Genomic DNA, 21,089 nt, shown 5'->3' with positions numbered 1-21,089 from the left:
CTCCATTTTACCAAAGGATGGTTTCTTTGTTTTTTACAACTTTTAAAACAATGAAGGGGCTGCCCCTAAGTCTTTATGACTTTTGGGACAGCCCCATTTTTTTATAGAGTAATTATATGCCGACAATATTTCTTAAGCAATCGCAAACATCAGACCAAAGTAGCCGAACACAGCGGTCAATATACCCATGATAAAGGCTGGGATCAGACGGTTGGAGCGGTACATCCACAGCAAGCCTCCAGCCATTAGCAGCGCCGCAGCAAGCATTAGCACACTCTCCATATGTAAGGTGAATTGCAGAGTTATATCCGGGCTGAAGTCACCCTTATACAAGGATGTGAAAAGCGGTGACGGAGACACGGTTTGCAGCGTTTCCTGGACCGTATGCGGAGGCGTTTGCTGACCAAGCGCTCCGGTTGCAGCGAGCACCAGAAGGGCGATCACGCTCTCAGCTTGCAGCCACCGCTTCGGATTAAAGGATGGGTTATTCAGCACGGCCTTTTTATAGCCAAATCCGTTCGAGTAGGCAAATAGCAGCAGCGGGACAATTAGTAAATGCTTTATAACCAGCATTTGTCCGTATGGCAGCATCCATGCATTCACATACTCAGGCGTCGTAAAAGTCATAAGCACAAATCCTGCTAGCAGCGTAACGGAGACCGAGCTGATGGCGACTGGCGAAAACCAGCGGAGAAAGGCAGGCCAGTGGGCATTATCCTTTGCAAACCAGCTTATGATGAACAAAATGCCAATCCATACACTTACCGCAAGAAAGTGAGCGGAATGTGTGAGCATCCCTTTAAAACCATTCAAGGATGAAGCGTGGCCTGCATATCCAAGCCATATGACGAGCAGAAACGTTACAAACAAGGCTACCTTTGGCATATGCTTGTCATTGCGGAACGATTTAAGTCCAAGCAGAAAAGCGAGCCCTGCTGAACCAATCATTGTCCACAGCCATGCTTTACCGGTGTTGATATCGAGCAATATGCTTTTGAGAATCGTGCCGTATGTCATGTCGAAATCTTTGGCAAATACAAGAGCTAACTTATGAATAGGTACGTAAGACAAGATCGGTATCGCTATTGCGCATGCGAGGAGGAAGCCGTTCGGTACATGTACGGCAGGCCTTCTATCCTCCGGCACGAGCCGAAGCAATAAGGCTCCCGACAAAATAGCGAAGCAAACGTACAGAAGGCCTTCACTGACATATATCATTATTTACGCCTCCGTAAGAATAGTACGAGAGCAGCAGCCGCAATAATAGCGCCGATTATAAATGCGGGAGTATAGTTAGCATCTTCCTTATCAACGGCTACGGTTGTATTTTTCCCATTTTCATTAGTTGAATCATTCACATCGGCATCGGCACCCGCTTCCGGTGAATGAGAAGGAGAAGGGGAAGGGGAATCAGTCGGCGCCGGCGCATTAACTGTAAACGTGTAATTGCCTTCGACGGAGTGGCCATCCGCACCGATGATCGTCCACTTTACCGTATATATACCATTCGGCAGTACAGAAGCGATAGCACCGCTCATAGTCTCGCCGTTAACTTCCGCCCTTTCCGTATCCATCACTTCTCCTGCTGCGTTTAGTACTTTGAAATTGCTCAGCTTCTCGATTTTGGTATTAAACGTCAGCTCTATACGCTCGGGCGAGGCGGCGATCGACACATCCTGCGAAGGTACCGCACTTTCTAATTTGGAGTGGGCCATAGCAATACCTGGTACGAGCCATAGAGCAGCGAGGCAGATCAGCAATATCCGTTTCATATGTAATCCTCCTGAAATTTCGTAAGCTGATTGAATTATAACAGATTACGTAAAGCGTTAGCTTAAATGAAGTGAGTAAATCGTAGCGGCTTTATGAACATTTATTGAATATCGCGAACCTGAACAGAACAAAAACTCGAATAAAACGCCAGTAAACCGCGTATAAAGGTTAACCTATGGCGAATACACATAACTACAGTCTTGAAAACGGCCAATCTAGCGACCGGACCGTTTTGACGCGGCGGCTTAGCTTCAAGGAGTGTCAACACACAATACACAAAGATCGCCGTATCTTTGTTCCAAAAGGAGGTGCACCTGCCATCGTTACCGGGCCCTTCAAATACGATTGGCAGGATATCGTTGAGTGACCCTTTACCGTTAGGCTTGTCATTGCCGCTTATTTTGTTTTTAGTGTTAATGAATGGCTTTTTTGTTGCCGCCGAGTTTGCCATGGTAAAAGTCCGGGGCAGCCGCATCGATACGCTTGCTTCTGAAGGACATTCACGGGCAAAACTCGCTTCACTTTTAACGGGCAACTTGGACGCTTATTTGTCGGCATGCCAGCTTGGCATTACGATTGCATCGCTCGGTCTTGGTTGGATCGGTGAACCGGCAGTCGCACGAGTGATCGAGCCATTGTTTATTATCTTCGGTTTTCATAACGAGGTGGTCATTCATACGGTTTCCTTCATCCTCGCATTCACCTTTATAACGGTGCTTCATATCGTTCTGGGAGAATTAGCGCCCAAAACAATTGCGATTCGCAAAGCGGAGACGATAACGCTGTTAACGGCTACGCCTCTCATATACTTTTACAAATTAATGTATCCATTCATTAGGGTGCTTAACGGTACGGCAAATCAGCTTCTCAAAATGACCGGCATTGAGCCGGCGTCCGAGAAGGACTCGGCACACACAGAGGACGAGATTCGGATTTTGATGAAGGAAAGCCACAAAAACGGACTAATAGATAATACGGAGCTCACGCTTGTAGATAATATTTTCGACTTTGCCGAAACGAATGCGCGCGAAATAATGATTCCCCGCACAGAAATGATTTGTTTAAATACAAACTTCTCGCTTGCGGATAACAAAAAAATTGCGTTGGAGCAAATGCTCACCCGCTATCCGGTATGCGAGAACGACAAGGATAATATTATTGGGTTCGTTCACATCAAAGATTTGCTCAAAGATACGAACCACAGCCTGAATGATATTAGACAGATTACGCGGCCAATTACGACAGTGCCCGAATCGATGCAAATCAGCACACTGCTTAAGCTGATGCAAAAGCGTAAATCACAAATCTCTATATTGATCGATGAATACGGAGGAACATCGGGTTTAGTGACGCTGGAGGACATCATGGAGGAGATCGTCGGTGAAATTCAAGATGAATTTGACGAGGAAAGGGAGCAGCTGGAAAAAAGGGACGATAACTCCTATTCGATTAGCGGGCTGATGCTCATCGAAGAAGTAAACAGCTTCTTCGGTTTCAATATTGAGACAGATGATTACGATACGATTGGCGGCTGGCTCTATTCAAGAATTGAAATTCCGCCAACCAATAATCAGCGTGTCAATTATCCCGGCGGATATGAGTTCGTTATTGAGGAAACGGATCATTTGCGCATTTCACGCATTATCGTTCGAAGAGTTGGTGATTCAGCAAAGAGGGAGGAAGATAAGTATATTGGCTAACGAGCAAGTTTGCTGTAAGAAATAAGGCTGTGCCAACTCGTCTTATTGACGCGTTAGCACAGCCTTATTAATTCTTATTAGGGTTGATGGGCCAAGAAAGCTTCCGCATCAATTTTTTGGACGGTTTCGATCGTTCCGCCGCCGAGACATACTTCGCCGTCGTAAAGGACGACCGCTTGTCCCGGAGTTATCGCCTTCTGGGGCTTATCAAATACGATAAGCGCAGTTCCATCTTCCTGCATCGTTACGGTAACGCCTTGATCCGGCTGGCGGTAACGGAATTTAGCCGTGCAGCGGAGCGGGTCAGAATAGGCAGCAGGCACAATCCAGTTCATGCCGCTGGCTGTTAAGCTCACTGAGTAAAGGCTCGGGTGCTGCTCGCCTTGTACAACATACAATATGTTGCGCTCTAAATCCTTGTCGGCAACGAACCATGGTTCTCCTGAGCCGGAGCCGCCAATTCCGAGACCTTGCCGCTGACCTAGCGTGTAATACATTAACCCGTCATGACGGCCTTTCTTCTCACCATTGCGGATATCGACCATATCGCCGGATTGAGCAGGCAAGTAGCCGCTTAGGAACGTCTTGAAATCCCGTTCCCCGATAAAGCAGACTCCGGTGCTGTCTTTCTTCTTAGCCGTATATAAATCGGCTTCCTCGGCTATCCGGCGTACTTCCGGCTTCGGCAAATGACCGATCGGGAACATCGCCTTCGCAAGCTGCCGCTGATTAAGGGCGCTTAAGAAATAGGTTTGGTCCTTGTTCGAATCGACGCCTCGAAGCAGCTTCGTCACGCCGTCCGCCGTGCGTTCAACGCGCGCGTAGTGACCGGTTGCCAAATAATCGGCTCCAAGCTCCGTCGCCCGCTGCAGGAAATCGCCAAACTTAATTTCGCGGTTGCACATGACGTCCGGGTTAGGCGTCCGCCCGCGTTTGTATTCATCCAGAAAATAGGTGAATACCTTGTCAAAATATTGCCGTTCAAAATTAACGGTATAATAGGGAATACCGATTTGTTCGCATACGCGGCGTACATCTTCAGAATCCTCTTCCGCCGTGCAGTGGCCGAATTCATCGGTATCGTCCCAGTTTTTCATAAAAATGCCGACGACGTCATATCCTTGCTGCTTCAGCAGCAGCGCGGTGACTGAAGAATCAACGCCGCCTGACATGCCGACGACGACTCTTGTCGAAGCTTTCGGTTTTTCCATTCTAAACACCACCTTGTTCAATCAAACACCTACATTGTAACATAGGCAGAAAACTTTTTCATGAAGATGTCAACCTTTTTGCACACGATGCATATTGGATATGTTAACATATAAGTGTTATGGGAATACAGTGATTTATAGAGCTATTTGGAACGGCAATATGACAACAACTAAATCCAAAAACAGTTAAAGAGGTGCCAGTTTGAAGATATCGACTAAAGGCCGTTACGGCTTAACGATAATGATGGAGCTTGCGGCTAAATTTGGTGAAGGCCCGACTTCGCTCAAGAGTATTGCTGAACGAAATCAGCTTTCCGAGCACTATTTGGAGCAATTAGTAGCACCGCTGCGTAATGCAGGCCTAGTGAAAAGTATTCGAGGCGCTTACGGCGGATACATTTTGTCCAAGGATCCCGAGGGTATTACTTCGGGAGACATTATCCGTATTCTTGAAGGGCCGATCTCCCCTGTTGACTTTACGGAGGAAGATGATCCGGCTAAACGTCAATTGTGGCTCAGAATTCGCGATAGCATCGCAGAGGTGCTCGATTCAACAACGCTCGCGGATTTGATCGCTTTTGAAGATGAAGGCAAACCAGACAGCTATATGTTCTATATTTAAAGGAAGCTGACCTATGAGAACATATTATTTTGATCATGCCGCAACTACGCCTATGCATCCTTCCGTCGCTCAAACGATGCTCGAACTGATGCAGGGGCCTGGCGGCAATTCATCCAGCATGCATGCTTTCGGGAGAGCTGCGAAGCAGCAGCTTAACCGGTCGCGTGACCGTATTGCGGCTGCCCTGGGCTGTAAGCCTGCGGAGCTGCTATTTACCTCCGGCGGAACAGAAAGCGATAACGCAGCATTGATCGGCGCAGCAAGAGCGCAGCGTAAACGCGGCAAAACGCATATTATAACTTCAGCGGGCGAGCATCACGCCGTTCTCCATACATGCGAATGGTTAAGCAAGGAAGAAGGCTTTACTTTAACCATGCTGCCTATAGACAGCACCGGAACCACAGCTCCCGAGCATATCGAGGCGGCGATAACTCCGGAAACAGCGCTTGTCAGCATTATGCACGGAAACAATGAGGTTGGCACGCTGCAGCCTATTGAAGCGATTGGACAAATCACGAAAAGAAACGGCGTGCTGTTTCATGTCGATGCGGTACAGACGCTGGGCTGGATGGACTATCGGCTGAACGAGCTGCCGGTTGATTTGATGAGCTTTTCTGCGCATAAAATAAATGGTCCTCAAGGCGTTGGCGCTCTATATGTGGCAAACGGCACGCCATTCGAAGCAATCCAGCACGGAGGCTTGCAGGAAAGAAAGCGGCGCGCGGGAACGGAAAACGTAGCAGGCATAACCGGTTTTGCAGCAGCTGTTGACATTTGTGTGAACGAACGAGAAAAGAAGCAACTTTTTATGGACAAGCTTCGTAAGAGATGGATAGAGCTGCTGCACTCAAATGTAGAGGTGCCGATTATGATCAACGGCAATGAACAGCACCATTTGCCCCATATCGTTAACGTCAGCTTTATCGGTGTTGATACGGAGACGATGCTTATGAATCTTGATATGGATGGGATTGCGGCTGCAAGCGGATCGGCCTGTACTTCAGGCGCATTAGAAAGATCGCATGTCCTGCGCGCAATGCATTTACCTGAAGAGCAAATACAATCGGCTGTAAGATTTAGCTTTGGTTTGGGGAATACTTTGGAGGAATTAGAAGAAGCCGCACATAAAGTTGGAACGATCGTGAGGCGTATTCGTAATAACTACTAGGAGGCCGCCGCCTAAGCGTGATTAAACTTCAACAGCTTATTGGACTTCCCGTAATCGTTATCCACTCCGGCAAGCTGGTCGGAACCGTAAAGGATGCTTGGTTTGATGAGCATTGGCAGCTGAAGGGTCTAATCCTCGACAGCGCCAAATGGTTCGCGTCATCTGTGAAAATAGTGGCGTGGGAGAATGTATTAACCTGCGGAGAGGATACCGTCATCATATCCAGCGAAGACGTTATAATCCGGATGAAGCCGAAGCAATTGCTTCGTTCTTTTTACACAGGTGTTGTAAAATTAAAAGATTTGCCTGTAATGACTGTCCAGGGTTTACAACTGGGAAGGGTATCGGATGTTTATTTTTACCCATTTCAGGGTACACAAATAGTAGGCTACGAGCTTACGGACGGTTTTGTTTCGGATCTGATGGAAGGGCGCAAATGGCTGAAGGCGCCGAGTGATCCGGATACCGTGTTACTCGGGGAAGACGCGATTATTGTTCCTGCTGTCAGTGAAGCGGAATTGGAGCCTGTCGCAGCTTCCAATTCAAAGGATAGGGAGAAATGAAAGATGATGAGATGTCCGAACTGTAATTCGAAAGATATCGGAAAAATAGGTTCCCATCAGTTTTATTGCTGGGGCTGCTTCATTGAACTGACGGTTAACGGCGACAAAATGTCGGTTTACCAAGTGGAAGAGGACGGCACGTTAAGCTCGCTCGACGACTTGTTCTTTGAAGATGAAATACCGCAAGTACACGTCAACTGATGTGTTTTTGAGCACGAATATGGAAAGACGGTCTTTGACCGTCTTTTTTTTGTTGTCTAAGGATGATTCGCTCTGCTTGTACATATACTGAATCAGATTCGGTTATACCGGTCGGAATGAAGGGAAACAATAGTACGGGGGTGAGGACGGTGGAGCGATTTACTAAGAACCGTCTGTTTGTTTGGTTGGTTTACATCATATTAGGACTGCTGGCCATTTATCTTATGCTGCTTCTAAAGCCGCTAATCTTAAATGTATATGTCTTCTTGAGGGCCGTGCTCGCACCCTTTATTATCGCGATGATTATTTCATATGTTCTTAATCCGGTTGTAACTTTGCTGCATGAACGAAAGGTGCCCAGAACGATTGCGGTGCTGCTGATCTATGCCGTTTTTTGCACTGCCATTACAGTTCTGCTGGTGAATCTTATTCCGATGTTCATTAATCAGGTGCAGGAGCTGAACCGGCATGTTCCGGAGCTTTCCATGCGTGCTGCAGATATTGTCACCGATATTAACAACACATCTTTTTTACCGGAAAGCATTCGAACCGGCTTAAACAAATCGCTGGTTCATATGGAGAAAAAGCTTTCTGAAACCTTATTCAACTTTGTGAATAATATCGGATCCATGCTCAATGCTGTGTTTATCGCGTTCATTATTCCGTTTCTTTCCTTTTATATATTAAAGGATTTCGACGTCTTTGAACGTACGGTCATTACCTATGTGCCTAAATCGCATCGTAAAAATACAGTAAGGCTGATGAAGGATATCGATACGGCGCTCGGCAGCTACATTCGCGGTCAGTTTCTTGTTTGCTTCATTGTTGGCCTATTAGCATATTGCGGTTATTTTTTTATTGGAATGCCATATGCGCTTCTGCTTGCCGGTATTGTCGCGATAACGAACGTTATTCCATATTTAGGACCGTTTTTCGGAGCTGCGCCGGCACTTCTGATGGCATCTACTATATCGGTTAAAATGGTCATTCTCGTAGCTATCATTAATACCGCATGTCAAATTCTCGAGGGAAACGTCATTTCTCCGCAGGTCGTCGGACGAACGCTGCACCTGCATCCTTTGTCCATCATTTTCGCTTTGCTGGTAGGCGGTGAAATTGCGGGTATCGTCGGCATGATTTTGGCGGTGCCGATATTTGCCGCATGTAAAGTTATTGTCCAGCATATGTTCGCCTATTACGTGCGGCGAAAGATTATTTGACAGGTGTAATAGCTGTAGCTATAATTTATAAAAAATGGTTAAAACGTTGACGAATTGAAGTAAGCCATTGCCCGTTAGCCAGAGAGAAAGCTTCTTCGCTCCTGCTCCTTACGAAAGCAGCAAGCGTCGGTTGAGAAAGCTTTCATGACGAAGGGTGGCCGAAAGCTCTTTTCGGAGTGTGAACAAACTTCACCGGCTGGACCCGTTATCGTCCAATGAAGGCGATTGCGCATGCTCATACAAGGGCGCAATAACCAGGGTGGTACCGCGAATTGATTCGTCCCTGTCTATGACAGGGGCGTTTTTGTGTTTATTGGACTTACGATACTTCGTAAAACTTTTTAGGAGGCTCATACAAATGAAGGCTAGTGAAATTCGTGCGAAATGGCTTGCTTTTTTTGAAAGCAAAGGCCATAAAATTGAACCAAGCGCATCGCTCGTACCGCATAACGATCCGTCCTTGCTGTGGATTAACGCGGGAATGGCACCTCTGAAGGCTTATTTCGACGGCCGTGTTATTCCGGACAACCCGCGCATTACGAACTCGCAAAAATGTATTCGAACGAACGATATCGAGAACGTCGGCAAGACGCGCCGGCACCATACGTTTTTTGAGATGCTCGGCAACTTCTCGATTGGTGATTACTTTAAAGAAGAAGCCATTACGTGGGCATGGGAGTTTTTGACCGGGCCGCAATGGATCGGCTTCGATCCTAACCGCCTGTCGGTGACGGTATATCCGGAAGATGAGGAAGCCTTCAGCTTCTGGAATAATAAAATCGGTATTCCCGCAGAGCGAATTTATAAGCTGGATGAAAACTTCTGGGATATCGGTGAAGGACCTTGCGGACCTTGTACGGAGATTTTCTACGACCGTGGCGACAAGTATGGCGATTTGTCCGATCCCGAGTGCTGGCCTGGAGGAGAAAACGAGCGTTTCCTCGAAGTTTGGAACCTCGTGTTCTCGCAATTCAACCATAACAAAGACGGCAGCTACACGCCGCTTCCTAACAAAAACATCGATACGGGCGCAGGACTTGAGCGGTTTGCATCGATTTTGCAGGATGTAGATTCTAACTTTGATACAGACTTGTTCCGACCGATAATTGACCGTACTTGTGCGATTGCGAAAGTCAGCTACAAAACAAACGAAGAGCATGACATTGCCCTTAAAGTCATCGCTGACCATATTCGTACAGTCGCATTTGCAGTTGGCGATGGCGTAATGCCGTCCAATGAAGGCCGCGGCTATATTATTCGCAGACTTTTGCGCCGGGCGGTCCGTTACGGGAAAACGATCGGTATCGACCGTCCATTCCTGCATGAACTGACGGCTGTTGTAGGTGAGGTTATGGGCGTCTATTACCCTGAGGTCGTAGATAAACGTGAATTTATTGAGCGAGTTATCCGTACAGAGGAAGAGCGGTTCCATGAGACGCTGTCCGATGGCCTAACCATGTTATCCGAGCTTGTAGCGGCTGCCGGCAAAGCGGGCAATAAGGAAATTAGCGGCGATGACGCATTCCGTTTATATGATACTTACGGATTCCCGTTTGACTTGACGGAGGACTTTGCTTCGGAGAATGGAATGACAGTAGACCGCTCCGGCTTTGATGCCGCTATGGAAGCGCAGCGGGAACGTGCGCGGGCAGCGCGCCAGGATACGGGCAGCATGAAGGTACAGGGCGGTCCGCTCGCTGAATTTACGATTAAAAGTGATTTTGTTGGCTATAATAATTTGGTAACACAATCCAAAATCACTGCTCTCTTGCAAAACGATTCATTGGTCGATTCGGCTGGCGAAGGCAGCAAGGTAGCGGTGTTGCTTGATATTACTCCCTTCTACGCCGAGAGCGGCGGTCAGATTGGGGACCGCGGTACCATTACAGGCAATGGGTTTGCCTTACAGGTCGAAGACGTCACCAAGGCTCCGCATGGACAAAGCGTTCATTATGCTACCGTAATTTCAGGTACCGTTCGAGCGGGCGAGGTTGCTAAAGCATCTGTAGCAAGACCGGTTCGTGATGATATCATAAAAAATCATACGGCCACGCATTTGCTTCATAAAGCGCTTAAGGAAGTGCTTGGCGAACATGTTAACCAAGCAGGCTCTCTTGTCGAAGCAGAACGCTTAAGGTTTGACTTCTCCCATTTTGGCAGCATTACGGCCGAAGAACTCGTCGAAATCGAACGTCGCGTTAATGAACAAATCTGGATTGGTACACCGGTAACGATCGATAATAAGACATTAACCGAGGCGAAAGAAATGGGGGCTATGGCTTTATTCGGCGAGAAATATGGCGATGTGGTACGCGTTGTACAGGTTGGAAACTACAGCTTGGAGCTGTGCGGAGGCTGTCATGTCGGCAACACATCGCAAATCGGTCTGTTTAAGCTGCTGAGCGAAAGCGGAATCGGATCCGGCGTGCGAAGAATTGAAGCCGTAACTGGTAAACATGCATACAGCTATATGGAAAGCCAGCTTGACCTGCTTAAGCTGTCGGCATCCCTGTTGAAATCAAATACGGCTGACGTGCCTAGAAGAATCGAAGCTTTGTTTGGCCAAGTCAAAGAACTTTCGCGCGATAACGAGTCTCTTCAAGCGAAGCTGAGCAGGATTGAAGCAGGCTCACTTGAATCAAATGCGAAAACAGTTGGTGACATTACAGTACTCTGCGCTAAAGTAAATGCGCCTTCAATGGATGCGCTACGCGGAATAGTAGATGAATTAAAGCTGAAGCTGGAATCAAGCGTTATCGTGCTGGGCGCGATTCAGGACGATAAGGTCAATTTGGCTGCGGCTGTTTCGGCGGATTTGGTTAAAAAGGGCTTCCATGCAGGGAAAATTGTCAAAGAAGCGGCAGTACATTGCGGCGGAAGCGGCGGCGGACGACCAGATATGGCACAAGCAGGCGGTAAAGATATCTCCAAGCTTGATGAAGCTTTGAAACTTGCGGAAGAACTAGTTCTTAACCAAACAAATGTGATATGATAGGAATGAAAAGCGGATTTGAAAGCGAGGTGCTGGCGATGAGTTCCATGGACCAAACAATGAAGTTTAACGTGAAGGCGGAAGGGGTGGAATCTTCTCAAGACATTCTGCTGACTGTGCATGAAGCGCTTCTAGAGAAAGATTATAACCCGATTAACCAGATCGTTGGGTATTTGCTGTCCGGAGATCCCGCGTATATACCGCGGCATAACAACGCCAGAAGTTTAATTCGCAAGAAGGAACGAGACGAATTAATCGAAGAGCTTGTCCGGTTCTATTTAAACCACAAGAAACAATAACAAACGGGCAGGAGCCGGACAAGAGATGAGATTAATGGGATTGGATTACGGCGACCGTAATATTGGAGTCGCCGTCAGCGATGCGTTTCGCTGGACCGCGCAAGGAACCGGAGTCATTGAACGCAGACGTGACGGCAGTGAATTTGATCGTATTGCCGAGCTGGCCAAAGAGCATGAGGTCAGTGAAATTGTCGTCGGTCTGCCGAAAAACATGAATGGAACGATTGGTCCGCGTGGCGAAATTTGTATTGAATTTGCAGAACAAATTAAGCAGAAACTAAACATACCTGTTCACCTTTGGGATGAAAGGCTGACGACGGTAGCTGCCGAACGCACTCTTATTGAAGCGGACGTCAGCCGAAAGAAGCGAAAGCTAGTCGTAGACAAAATGGCGGCAACACTCATTTTGCAAAATTATCTCGATTCTATAGCGAAAAGGTGATGGTAAAGATGACTAATGAAGATCTGGAGTTTGAAGAGCCGGAAATTATTTATATTCCGGATGAAGAAGGCAACGAAGAGGAATTCGAGGTCATCATGAAGTTTGAAGTTGACGGTTCTGATCAGAAATATATGATGGTTGTTCCGCTCGCCAGCGAAAATGACGAGGAAGATGAAGTATATGCTTTCCGTTATGAAGAAGAAGGCGATGATTTGAAGCTGTACACGATTGAAGATGAAGAAGAATGGAACATGGTCGAGGAGACATTCAATACGCTTCTCGGCGAGCTGGAGGAGCAAAACTAATGTCGGGCACTGAGCATGCATCGCCTAAGACGCTGAACAGCTTAAAAAATGCGTTCGGCAACGACATTGAGCTGGTTGCAGATGACGGCGGTGTTGAAGTTTACTTCATAAAAGCCGAGTTTCAGCTTGGCGACCGCGTGTATGCTGCTCTTCAATCGGAAGCGATGCGAAGCGAGGATGAAGTAGAGCTGTTCCGCGTTATTCAAGCCGACGGCGAGCCGCAGCTGGAAACGATTGAAGATGATGAAGAATGGGAAGCGGCGTCTGAAGCATACGACGATTTGTTATTTGCGGATGATGAAAGGCCGTAAGAGGCTACAAAAGCATACGCAATAGACAAAAGAGCGGTTTCTAAACCGCTCTTTTGTTCGAATATAAGAAAGTTGCAGCTTCAGAAATGTAAATAAGGGGGTTTAAGGTTGGACAAATCATTACAGCAGCTGGAGCATCGGGACCATCAATCGACCTCTGGACCGAAGCGAAGCCGCATAACGATGTGGGTTATACTGAGTTTGCTCGGCATCATGATTATAGGGGCAGGGAGCATAGCTCTATATGTGTGGAGCAGCTTGCAGCCAACCGCGGCAGGCGATGCACAAAAGATTGAAATTCCGAAAGGTACGTCCGCAAACGAGGTAGCCGATATTTTGGAGAAGCAAGGGATAATTAAGAACTCATTTATTTTTAAATATTATTTGAAATTGAATGGTCAAGGTGCGCGCTTCCAAGCGGGCTTGTATGAGCTTAATCCCGGAATGGATAACGATGCGATCATCGCTAAGCTGAACGCTGGAGAAACGGTGGCAGCTGAAACGATTCGCTTTACGATACCAGAAGGCTTTACCGTACTGCAAATTGCCGATAAGCTAGCGGCTGAGAAGCTGATTGACAAAGCAAAGTTTGTTGAATTGATTGCATCACAAGCAGCTTGGGGCGATGCCGAAGCTGTTCGCTCGATACCTGAGAACGACGATTTACATCAAAGGCTGGAAGGTTATCTTTTCCCGGAAACGTATGAAATGGAAAAGAAAAGCACGGAAGAGGATATTATTAAACGAATGGTCTCTGAACTGGACCGTAAGCTGGCTGAGCTCCCGGAGGATTGGCAGGATGTGTTAGAGCAAAAGAAAATGACGGTTCATGACCTGCTTACTATAGCTTCGCTTGTTGAACGAGAGGTTGTCGTTGATGAGGAAAGGGCGCTCGTAGCAGGTGTCATTTATAATCGCATTGCCGATAACATGATGCTGCAAATTGACGCTACCGTTCAATATTCACTCGATAAGCCAAAGGAAAGACTATATGAGAAGGATTTGCTTATCGATAGTCCCTACAATACCTATAAAGTAAACGGCTTGCCGCCGGGACCGATTGCAAGCCCTAGTCTTGCTTCGATAAAAGCAGCTTTATATCCGGAGGAAACCGATTATTTCTTTTATGTAACTAAAAAAGATGGAACACAGTCGCATTTATTCGCGAAAACTTATAAAGAACATTTAAGAAACATCGAAAAGAGCAACCAGACAGCAGGGTAAGCTTATGCTTACGAAGTAAGTTTTACTTCGTAAAACTTTTTAGGAGGATAAACCTATGGCGTACAAGCCGGAATTGTTAGCTACCGCCGCTTCAATGGAAGAGCTGGAGCGGCTCATTGCAGCGGGGGCAGATGCTTTTGTTATCGGCGAAGCACGTTATGGCATGCGGTTAGCAGGGGAATTTAGCATAGAGATGATTAAGGAGGCCGTCAAGCTTTCAAAGCCTCATGGCGTTCGGGTTTATGCGGCTCTAAACAACTTAATGGACAACGAAACCGTTGAAACGCTGCCTTCCTATGTAGCTTCGCTTGCTGCAGCTGGTGTAGATGCGGTTGTATTCGGCGACCCTGCTGTTCTTATGGCTGCGCGGTTGCATGCACCAGGAATGCCATTACACTGGAATGCAGAGATGACATCAACAAATTATGTAACTGCTGCCTATTGGGGTCGTCGGGGTGCGACTCGATTCGTACTTGCTCGTGAGCTGAATATGGAGCAGGTTGTTGAAATTATGGCGAACACTGAGCTTGAGGTTCAGGTACAGGTGCACGGCATGACGAATATTTATCATTCCAAGCGGTCGTTAGTGGACAGTTATATGGAGCATCAGTCGGAAGCGGAACGTTTGCCTGAAAAAGATAAGGACCGAGGGCTTTATGTTATGGAAGCGGAACGGCAGGATGAGCGGTATCCAGTCTATGAGGATGCCAACGGTACACATATTATGAGCTCGGATGATATTTGCATGGTTGAGAACCTGCATGAATTAATGGACGCCAAAGTAAACAGCCTGAAGGTTGAAGGCATTATGAAGTCCATTGCTTATAACGAAATTGTCGTTCGAGCATATCGTCAGGCGATTGACGCATACCTGGAAAATCCCGAAGGCTATGCGTTTAACGAGGAATGGCTCGAATCGATTCAAGCGGTGCAGGATCCGAATCGTGAGCTAAGCTTTGGTTTCTTTTTTAAAGAGCAAGTGTACTGATAAGCAGGAGGTGTGACTTTAAATGACGACGACAGTGAAGACAACCCCGCGATACCAAGGAAAACGGCACCGGCTTGACAAACCGGAGCTGCTTGCTCCTGCAGGCAATCTGGAAAAGCTGAAATTTGCGATACATTACGGTGCCGACGCGGTCTATATCGGAGGCCAGAAATACGGCTTGCGTTCCAATGCGGATAACTTTAGCTTCGAGGAAATGAAGGAAGGTGTTGAATTCGCCAACCGTTACGGTGCTAAGGTGTTTGTTGCTACAAACATTTATGCACATAACGAGGATGTGGACGGCCTTGAGGATTATTTGCGCGGACTGGAAGAAGCGGGCATCGCTGCTATTATTGCGGCTGACCCGGCTATTATCGAGACGGCGCAGCGTGTGGCTCCTAAGCTGGAGGTGCATTTGAGCACGCAGCAATCGACGCTCAATTGGCAGGCGGTTCAATTTTGGAAGGAAGAGGGCTTGCCGCGCGTTGTGCTTGCCCGTGAAACGAGCTTTAAAGACATTGCTGAAATAAAACAGCATGTTGATATTGAAATCGAAGCATTCATTCACGGTGCAATGTGCTCCTCATTCTCGGGCCGCTGCGTGCTGTCGAACCATTTTACAGATAGAGATTCTAATCGCGGCGGCTGCTCGCAGTCATGCCGGTGGAAGTATGATCTGTTTGTTGATGATATGCCGCTGTACCCTGAGGATGAAGATAAGTTTACAATGGGCTCCAAGGATTTGTGCATGATTGAATATTTGCCCGAGCTGATCGAAGTCGGAGTAGACAGCTTCAAAATTGAAGGCAGAATGAAGAGCATTCACTACGTTGCTACTGTCGTCAATGTCTATCGCCAGGCGATTGACGCGTATTTTGCCGATCCGGAGCATTTTGAGCTGAAGCGCGAGTGGGTAGAGGAAATTAATAAGGCAGCTAATCGGCCGCTTAATACCGGCTTTTTCCTAGATACGCCGGGAGCAGAGGATCATATCTACGAGCCGGAAGAAAAAGCGGCGCCATACGATTTTGCCGGAGTCGTCCTTGCCTATGATGATAAAACGGGATTTGCTACTGTACAACAGCGCAACCACTTTAAGCTGGGTCAGGAGGTCGAGTTTGTTGGACCGAAAGGCACATTCTTCAAGCAAACCGTAACGGAAATTACGGATGCGGAAGGCCAAAAGCTCGATTCAGCCCGGCATCCGCTTCAGCATATCCGGATTCGCACTTTAAAACCGGTAAAACCGATGGATATGATGCGCAAAAAGGTAGGAAAAAAGTGATTCCAATTTAATCATGCTTGAGTCTTATTTTTCCAAAAAAATAAGGCTCTTTTTTTTGGATTCTATTAAAAATTTACATATACGTGCCGATATTAAATAATAGACGGTACATACATATTTCGGTAAGATTCGCTAGAAGCTTTCGAACTACTTTAGACTCACAATTTTAAAGGCGGTGTCTTTCCTTATGAAAAATCCAGAGGATCAGCAAGTACTAAAATCGAAAAAGCAAAAGAAGCAAAGCCAGCAGGATGGGGCAAACAGCGGTAAATCAGAACTGTCTTTGAAAGCGCAAACAGGACTAAAGGTACTGTCCAAAGCAGCGAGAACGGCGACGGAATCCATGAAGGAAACGAAGCTGTCAAACCCCGTAAAATCGGTCGGCATGAAGCTGTTTACAATCATTTTTTGCAGTATCATTGCATGCGTGTTAACGGTAGGACTCATGTCTTATTCGAAAGCAAAATCCATTATTGAAAATAAGGTTTCAAATGCAAGCTTTCAAACGGTTAATCAAGTAGCTAATAACATGGACGTTATTTATAAGACCTATGAGGATTTATCGCTGCAAATATTAATCGATAAAGATTTTCACGGTATCGTTCGTACCATGTTAGACAGCAACGACGATTACGCTAAATTTGAAGCATCGCGCAAATTAAGCGATAAAATGCAAAATTACGTGATGGGAAATAATACGATAAGCGGAATGATATTGCTGCCCATCAATCCGAAGCTGGCTGTGGTTACTTCAGGTGCAGCTTCAGCGAGCAGCGCGGAAAAATTAATGAAAACTGATTGGTTTAAGCAAACGGTCGAGCTGGCAGGCAAAACGAACTGGATTCCGCCGCAACCGGAAGGGTTGGCCGGTTCAGCTGACATTTCAACGATTGGTTTAAGCCGTGTTATCAAGGACAGCACATCTAATGAATCTTCCTATGTGCTATTGATGGAAATTCAACTAAAAACGCTTTCGGAGAGATACAGCGATGTTGTGCTTGGAGAGGACAGCGAAATATCGATTATTGATCCGAGCGGGAATTATATTGCCTCCGCTGATCCTGCAAAGATCGGTAAACCGGCTAACCTTGCTTTGCCTGCGGATGGAGATAAAGCGCTACAGGGTTCCGTTAAGGTAACGAATGCTAACGGAAAAGAGGTACTTGTGGCTTACAAAACCTTTGCAACGATGAATTGGAAGATGGTTGGCAAAGTACCGGTGAAAGAGCTCGTTAAAGATGCAAAGGCTATTCAAAATATGACATGGATTATGGTGTTCATAGCAGCGTTACTTGCGGTTTCGATCGGCATACTCGTTATACAGACGATAGCTAAACCGCTCGTTAAACTGCGGAATTTGATGAATGAGGGCGCAAGCGGCAATTTGACCGTACGTTCCGTGATGAAGAAGCGTCAGGATGAAATCGGTGAGCTGGGCGTTAGCTTCAACCAAATGATGACGCAAATTTCGGCGTTGGCCGTACAAACGACCCGTTCCGCCGAGGATGTACTTGCTACAGCAACGGATTTGAGTGAGGCATCGAAGAAAACAGCCCTCTCTGCTAAAGAGATCGCGGTTGCTACCGAAGAGATTGCAGGCGGGGCAACCAGCCTTGCGGTTGAAGCAGAGAGAGGCGCCGATTTAACAGGAAATATTGATGTGATGATGAAAAAAGTGATTGAAGCCAATCAACAAATGGTACGGTCCGCAACAGAGGTCGAGAAGGCAAGTGAGCAGGGAACAACGTATATGGGTGTTTTAATTCAGAAGACGGGCATGACCGAAGAAATGACGCGTTCCATGGTAGAAAAAGTGGATGCTCTGAAGGAAAGCACGGGCTCGATCGTTAAGATTTTGGATGTGCTTAACAACTTGACGAAGCAAACGAACATTCTCTCCTTGAACGCGACAATCGAAGCTGCACGAGCTGGCGCTGCGGGCAAAGGCTTTATGGTTGTAGCGGATGAAATTCGTAAGCTAGCCGATCAATCTCGTCAATCTATTGATGTAGTTGGACAAATTACAGAAAAAATAAGACGTGAGATTGATGAAACCGTACGCGTCTTATCGGATGCCTACCCATTATTCCAAGAGCAGATCGGTTTGGTTAAAGAAGCGAATCAAATTTTCTTGACGGTTCAAGGTCAAATGGGACAATTTGCTGAGACGCTTGATCTCGTAACGGACTCTATCGGTCAGCTTGATCAATCGCAAGCTGTACTGGCAGAAGCGATGACGAATGTCAGTGCTGTTGCAGAGGAATCGTCCGCAACGTCGGAGGAAGTAGCGTCGCTCAGCTCCGAGCAGCTTAGCATAAGCGATGGCATGGTGCGGTTATCCGAGAAGCTGGATACCGTATCGCGCGAGTTGAAAAATTCATTGTCGCAGTTCAAGATTGATTAGTGGTGAAATAATAATATATAGAGAGCCGTTCAGCCATTGTGCTGAACGGCTCTTTTTCTGTACGGATTAAGAGGCACGTTTGAACAGCAGGCCGTACAGGAAATAATAAAGATAAAAATAATCGTTAAGCACGGTGCAAAGAGCAGGCGAGCGTATTAAAGGAGAACGGTCATCATGGTGAAATCGTATGTTTAGACGTATTTGGATTGCCGCGTTGCTTATTAGTTTAGTAATGATGCTTTATATAGGACGTCTCGCTTGGCTGCAGCTAATGCCCGGCAGCTCTTCAGCAGCTGTTTATTCAAGCCAAACTAACCGCGGAGGCTGGCAGCGTCTAGCGGTTGTGCAGCGTCAACGTAATTTGGTGCTGGATACGGGCCGAGGCGACTTTTACGATCGAAATGGACTGGCCATTACGGGTGAAACCTATTCAGGAGTTGCTCTTTTTCCGGTACGGAAGGATTCTCGCGGCTCGGAAGAAGCATTGGCTGAGCTTGGTGAGCTGCTGGGCGTGACAACAGATCACCTCATTAAAAAATGGGACGAGGTGCGTGAGCCGGTCTTTTGGAAGACTGAAGGGGAAGAGCAGCCGATGCGGTTAACCGACGAGCAGGCAATGCGAATTGAGAAGCTTAGGTTAAACGGAATTCGGGTTCTGCCTTATCGTAACCGCTATCTGCCGCAGTTTGAGCCAAAGCATGTCATTGGTTTTACGAGCCAGCATCCAGAATGGCTGCAAGCTGTTCATCCGGCTGAGCTTGCGAGCGGAAAGCGGAAGCTAACGGAGCAGGTCGGCGGCGCGGGACTCGAGAAGTCTCTGGATAAGCTGCTCCGCGGCGTGGGTACGACGTCAGTTTCTTATTTTATCGATGGGCGTAATGCGCCGCTTCACGGGCTTGATCTTCGCATTACACAACCGGGAAACCGGTATTATCCTTTGAAGGCGATAACGACGCTGGATTTGAAGCTGCAAAATGAAATAGAAGCGTACGCGGATGCGCAAGGTCTGAAAGAAGGGGCAATCGTCGTTCTCGATGCGGATAATGCGGATATTATCGCTATGGTGTCCCGACCGAAGCTGAAGCCTGGGCAGTTCCTTTCCGCTGACGGGACGGAATGGGCTAATCATGCTATTAAAGCTGTAGCTCCAGGCTCGGTGTTCAAGCTCGTCACGGAGGCTGCGGCATTGGAAGCGGGAGTCGTTCATATGCGCGAGAAGTTTTTTTGCAACGGGGAATACGGGAAATATGGCTTGTCCTGCTGGAAGGAGGGCGGTCACGGCTTGCTTACGCTGCAGGAGGGTCTGGCGCAGTCGTGTAATATTGCGTTTGCAACGATAGCCGAGCGACTAAAGGCGGCGGAGCTTCAGCGCACCGCAGACGCATTAGGCATAGGGCGAAAGGCGGGCTGGCACCGGGAAAGTTCCTTCGGCCCATTCGCAGCACCGCTGCGCCTGCTGGAGGAAGAGGAGGCTGGACAGCTGTTCGCATCTGTTAACACAGCTGAGAACGGAGCGAGAGGCAAGCGTGGAGAGAAGACTGTGGTCGATGGCGGGGTGCTCGCGCAGAGCGGCATTGGGCAGCGTGATGTAAGGATGACGCCGCTTCAGGCGGCAAATTTGATTGTCACGCTGCTGAATGAGGGGCGCGTAATGGAGCCGCGCCTGGTCAGTGAGATCCGCTATGCCGGAGGCCAGCGGATGGTGAAGCTGCCCGCGCAGCGCGCGCAAAGAGGCAGTGGCCGGATCAAGCCGGCCACTGCTCATGCGCTGCTGCGCGGCATGCAGGCGGTCGTCGACCATGGTACCGGTCGATCGATCCGCCAAGGGCTGTGGGCGGTGGCCGGGAAATCCGGCACCGCTGAAACGAAGCGGGCCGGAATCGCCCGCAACCACCAGTGGTTTGCGGGCTACGGCCCGGTCAAGAAGCCGCGCTACGCTGTTGCCGTGCTCGTTGAAAACAAGCCGCCTGGCAGCGCGAACCAGGCGACCAAGCTATTCCGCGGCGTCATGGATATTGCCGCACGTTTAACGCAGGAGTAGCCGGTTTCAGCGGCTGTTTTCGTCCCTGAAATGTAGAATTACGAGTCTTTGAAGGAATTCCCGTCTCTATGCGGTTAGTGGAAGCACGCACGCCGTTTAATTGGATTTCATACAATCAAACCGCTAGGAATGGGCGTTATCGTAGTTTGAGGTGATTTTATACAGTCAAATGGACGGGATAGGTCTCGTGTAGGCTAGATTTCCAGTTTTTGAAGGCATGTTTTCCACTCAAACGCCGCTTTAGCGGCGGAAAGTAGCGCGTAGACTGAATGATATACACGCAAAAAAACGTTGCTCAAGTAAGAGAGGGAACGCTAACCCCTTATATGCTTTTTTACAA

Annotated in this window: 19 protein-coding genes; 16 read left to right on the top strand and 3 right to left on the bottom strand. The window is 47.7% G+C overall.

Going from position 1 to position 21,089, the window contains the following annotated elements:
• Nucleotides 1–132: 132 nt before the first annotated feature.
• Together DFP97_RS23175 and DFP97_RS23170 are read right to left on the bottom strand one after the other, a co-directional pair.
• A complete protein-coding gene (locus tag DFP97_RS23175) occupies nt 133–1,218 on the bottom strand; it encodes a copper resistance D family protein (protein ID WP_114382786.1) in 1,086 nt (361 codons plus the stop codon).
• Complete coding sequence (locus tag DFP97_RS23170) at nt 1,218–1,772, bottom strand: copper resistance CopC family protein (RefSeq protein ID WP_114382784.1); 555 nt, start codon at nt 1,770–1,772, stop codon at nt 1,218–1,220. The genes DFP97_RS23175 and DFP97_RS23170 overlap by 1 nt, the downstream gene beginning before the upstream one ends.
• Nucleotides 1,773–2,132: 360 nt before the next feature.
• Between DFP97_RS23170 and DFP97_RS23165 the strand changes: the two genes are divergently transcribed.
• Entirely contained in the window at nt 2,133–3,473 is a 1,341-nt protein-coding gene (locus DFP97_RS23165; RefSeq protein ID WP_114382808.1) for a hemolysin family protein, read from the top strand.
• A gap of 77 nt (nt 3,474–3,550) precedes the next feature.
• On the opposite strand, the gene mnmA is transcribed toward DFP97_RS23165, so the two are convergent.
• Nucleotides 3,551–4,684: a tRNA 2-thiouridine(34) synthase MnmA gene (gene mnmA, locus DFP97_RS23160; RefSeq protein ID WP_114382782.1), complete on the bottom strand. Its 1,134-nt coding sequence runs from the start codon at nt 4,682–4,684 to the stop codon at nt 3,551–3,553.
• 202 nt (nt 4,685–4,886) lie between these two features.
• Between mnmA and cymR the strand changes: the two genes are divergently transcribed.
• The 15 genes from cymR to DFP97_RS23085 all read left to right on the top strand — a co-directional run bounded on the left by cymR (nt 4,887) and on the right by DFP97_RS23085 (nt 20,749).
• A complete protein-coding gene (gene cymR, locus DFP97_RS23155; protein ID WP_114382780.1) occupies nt 4,887–5,306 on the top strand; it encodes a cysteine metabolism transcriptional regulator CymR in 420 nt (139 codons plus the stop codon).
• 13 nt (nt 5,307–5,319) lie between these two features.
• Nucleotides 5,320–6,474: a cysteine desulfurase family protein gene (locus tag DFP97_RS23150; RefSeq protein ID WP_114382778.1), complete on the top strand. Its 1,155-nt coding sequence runs from the start codon at nt 5,320–5,322 to the stop codon at nt 6,472–6,474.
• Between the two features lie 17 nt (nt 6,475–6,491).
• Nucleotides 6,492–7,037: a PRC-barrel domain-containing protein gene (locus DFP97_RS23145; RefSeq protein WP_114382776.1), complete on the top strand. Its 546-nt coding sequence runs from the start codon at nt 6,492–6,494 to the stop codon at nt 7,035–7,037.
• Between the two features lie 3 nt (nt 7,038–7,040).
• A complete protein-coding gene (locus DFP97_RS23140; protein WP_114382774.1) occupies nt 7,041–7,238 on the top strand; it encodes a hypothetical protein in 198 nt (65 codons plus the stop codon).
• A 149-nt stretch (nt 7,239–7,387) separates the two neighbouring features.
• Entirely contained in the window at nt 7,388–8,458 is a 1,071-nt protein-coding gene (locus tag DFP97_RS23135; protein WP_114382773.1) for an AI-2E family transporter, read from the top strand.
• Between the two features lie 358 nt (nt 8,459–8,816).
• On the top strand, nt 8,817–11,450 hold the full coding sequence (alaS, locus tag DFP97_RS23130; protein ID WP_114382771.1) for an alanine--tRNA ligase: 2,634 nt from the start codon (nt 8,817–8,819) through the stop codon (nt 11,448–11,450).
• 38 nt (nt 11,451–11,488) lie between these two features.
• Nucleotides 11,489–11,749 carry an IreB family regulatory phosphoprotein gene (locus DFP97_RS23125; RefSeq protein ID WP_114382806.1) on the top strand — a complete coding sequence of 87 codons (261 nt, stop codon included), beginning with the start codon at nt 11,489–11,491 and terminating at the stop codon, nt 11,747–11,749.
• Between the two features lie 25 nt (nt 11,750–11,774).
• The gene (gene ruvX / locus DFP97_RS23120; protein ID WP_114382769.1) at nt 11,775–12,191 is read left to right on the top strand and encodes a Holliday junction resolvase RuvX; all 417 of its coding nucleotides are present in this window, start codon (nt 11,775–11,777) and stop codon (nt 12,189–12,191) included.
• A gap of 8 nt (nt 12,192–12,199) precedes the next feature.
• Complete coding sequence (locus tag DFP97_RS23115; RefSeq protein ID WP_114382767.1) at nt 12,200–12,496, top strand: DUF1292 domain-containing protein; 297 nt, start codon at nt 12,200–12,202, stop codon at nt 12,494–12,496.
• Nucleotides 12,496–12,807, top strand: coding sequence for a DUF1292 domain-containing protein (locus DFP97_RS23110; RefSeq protein WP_114382765.1), 312 nt, complete (start codon nt 12,496–12,498; stop codon nt 12,805–12,807). Before DFP97_RS23115 ends, DFP97_RS23110 begins: the two co-directional genes overlap by 1 nt.
• A gap of 183 nt (nt 12,808–12,990) precedes the next feature.
• Nucleotides 12,991–14,031 (top strand): endolytic transglycosylase MltG, encoded by a 1,041-nt coding sequence (mltG, locus tag DFP97_RS23105; RefSeq protein WP_114382804.1) that lies wholly within the window; start codon nt 12,991–12,993, stop codon nt 14,029–14,031.
• 55 nt (nt 14,032–14,086) lie between these two features.
• Complete coding sequence (locus tag DFP97_RS23100; RefSeq protein WP_114382763.1) at nt 14,087–15,019, top strand: peptidase U32 family protein; 933 nt, start codon at nt 14,087–14,089, stop codon at nt 15,017–15,019.
• A 22-nt stretch (nt 15,020–15,041) separates the two neighbouring features.
• Nucleotides 15,042–16,304 (top strand): peptidase U32 family protein, encoded by a 1,263-nt coding sequence (locus DFP97_RS23095; protein WP_114382761.1) that lies wholly within the window; start codon nt 15,042–15,044, stop codon nt 16,302–16,304.
• A 187-nt stretch (nt 16,305–16,491) separates the two neighbouring features.
• Nucleotides 16,492–18,708 carry a methyl-accepting chemotaxis protein gene (locus DFP97_RS23090; RefSeq protein ID WP_114382760.1) on the top strand — a complete coding sequence of 739 codons (2,217 nt, stop codon included), beginning with the start codon at nt 16,492–16,494 and terminating at the stop codon, nt 18,706–18,708.
• A gap of 187 nt (nt 18,709–18,895) precedes the next feature.
• Entirely contained in the window at nt 18,896–20,749 is a 1,854-nt protein-coding gene (locus DFP97_RS23085) for a peptidoglycan D,D-transpeptidase FtsI family protein (protein ID WP_114382758.1), read from the top strand.
• The last annotated feature ends 340 nt before the right edge of the window (nt 20,750–21,089 follow it).

It is taken from the genome of Paenibacillus prosopidis (assembly GCF_003337375.1).
In the GTDB taxonomy this organism is placed as follows: Bacteria; Bacillota; Bacilli; order Paenibacillales; family Paenibacillaceae; genus Pristimantibacillus; species Pristimantibacillus prosopidis.
Note: the sequence above shows the minus strand (reverse complement) of the source record. Positions and strands in the feature narration are given on the sequence as shown.

Excerpts from the sequence above, each read along its gene's own strand:
- DFP97_RS23175 (WP_114382786.1), bottom strand. The coding sequence starts at position 1,218 with ATGATATATGTCAGTGAAGGCCTTCTGTACGTTTGCTTCGCTATTTTG.
- DFP97_RS23170 (WP_114382784.1), bottom strand. The coding sequence starts at position 1,772 with ATGAAACGGATATTGCTGATCTGCCTCGCTGCTCTATGGCTCGTACCA.
- DFP97_RS23125 (WP_114382806.1), top strand. The coding sequence starts at position 11,489 with ATGAGTTCCATGGACCAAACAATGAAGTTTAACGTGAAGGCGGAAGGG.
- mltG (WP_114382804.1), top strand. The coding sequence starts at position 12,991 with ATGTGGGTTATACTGAGTTTGCTCGGCATCATGATTATAGGGGCAGGG.
- DFP97_RS23110 (WP_114382765.1), top strand. The coding sequence starts at position 12,496 with ATGTCGGGCACTGAGCATGCATCGCCTAAGACGCTGAACAGCTTAAAA.
- DFP97_RS23090 (WP_114382760.1), top strand. The coding sequence starts at position 16,492 with ATGAAAAATCCAGAGGATCAGCAAGTACTAAAATCGAAAAAGCAAAAG.
- DFP97_RS23100 (WP_114382763.1), top strand. The coding sequence starts at position 14,087 with ATGGCGTACAAGCCGGAATTGTTAGCTACCGCCGCTTCAATGGAAGAG.
- DFP97_RS23115 (WP_114382767.1), top strand. The coding sequence starts at position 12,200 with ATGACTAATGAAGATCTGGAGTTTGAAGAGCCGGAAATTATTTATATT.
- DFP97_RS23150 (WP_114382778.1), top strand. The coding sequence starts at position 5,320 with ATGAGAACATATTATTTTGATCATGCCGCAACTACGCCTATGCATCCT.
- DFP97_RS23085 (WP_114382758.1), top strand. The coding sequence starts at position 18,896 with ATGTTTAGACGTATTTGGATTGCCGCGTTGCTTATTAGTTTAGTAATG.
- ruvX (WP_114382769.1), top strand. The coding sequence starts at position 11,775 with ATGAGATTAATGGGATTGGATTACGGCGACCGTAATATTGGAGTCGCC.
- alaS (WP_114382771.1), top strand. The coding sequence starts at position 8,817 with ATGAAGGCTAGTGAAATTCGTGCGAAATGGCTTGCTTTTTTTGAAAGC.
- DFP97_RS23095 (WP_114382761.1), top strand. The coding sequence starts at position 15,042 with ATGACGACGACAGTGAAGACAACCCCGCGATACCAAGGAAAACGGCAC.
- DFP97_RS23140 (WP_114382774.1), top strand. The coding sequence starts at position 7,041 with ATGATGAGATGTCCGAACTGTAATTCGAAAGATATCGGAAAAATAGGT.
- mnmA (WP_114382782.1), bottom strand. The coding sequence starts at position 4,684 with ATGGAAAAACCGAAAGCTTCGACAAGAGTCGTCGTCGGCATGTCAGGC.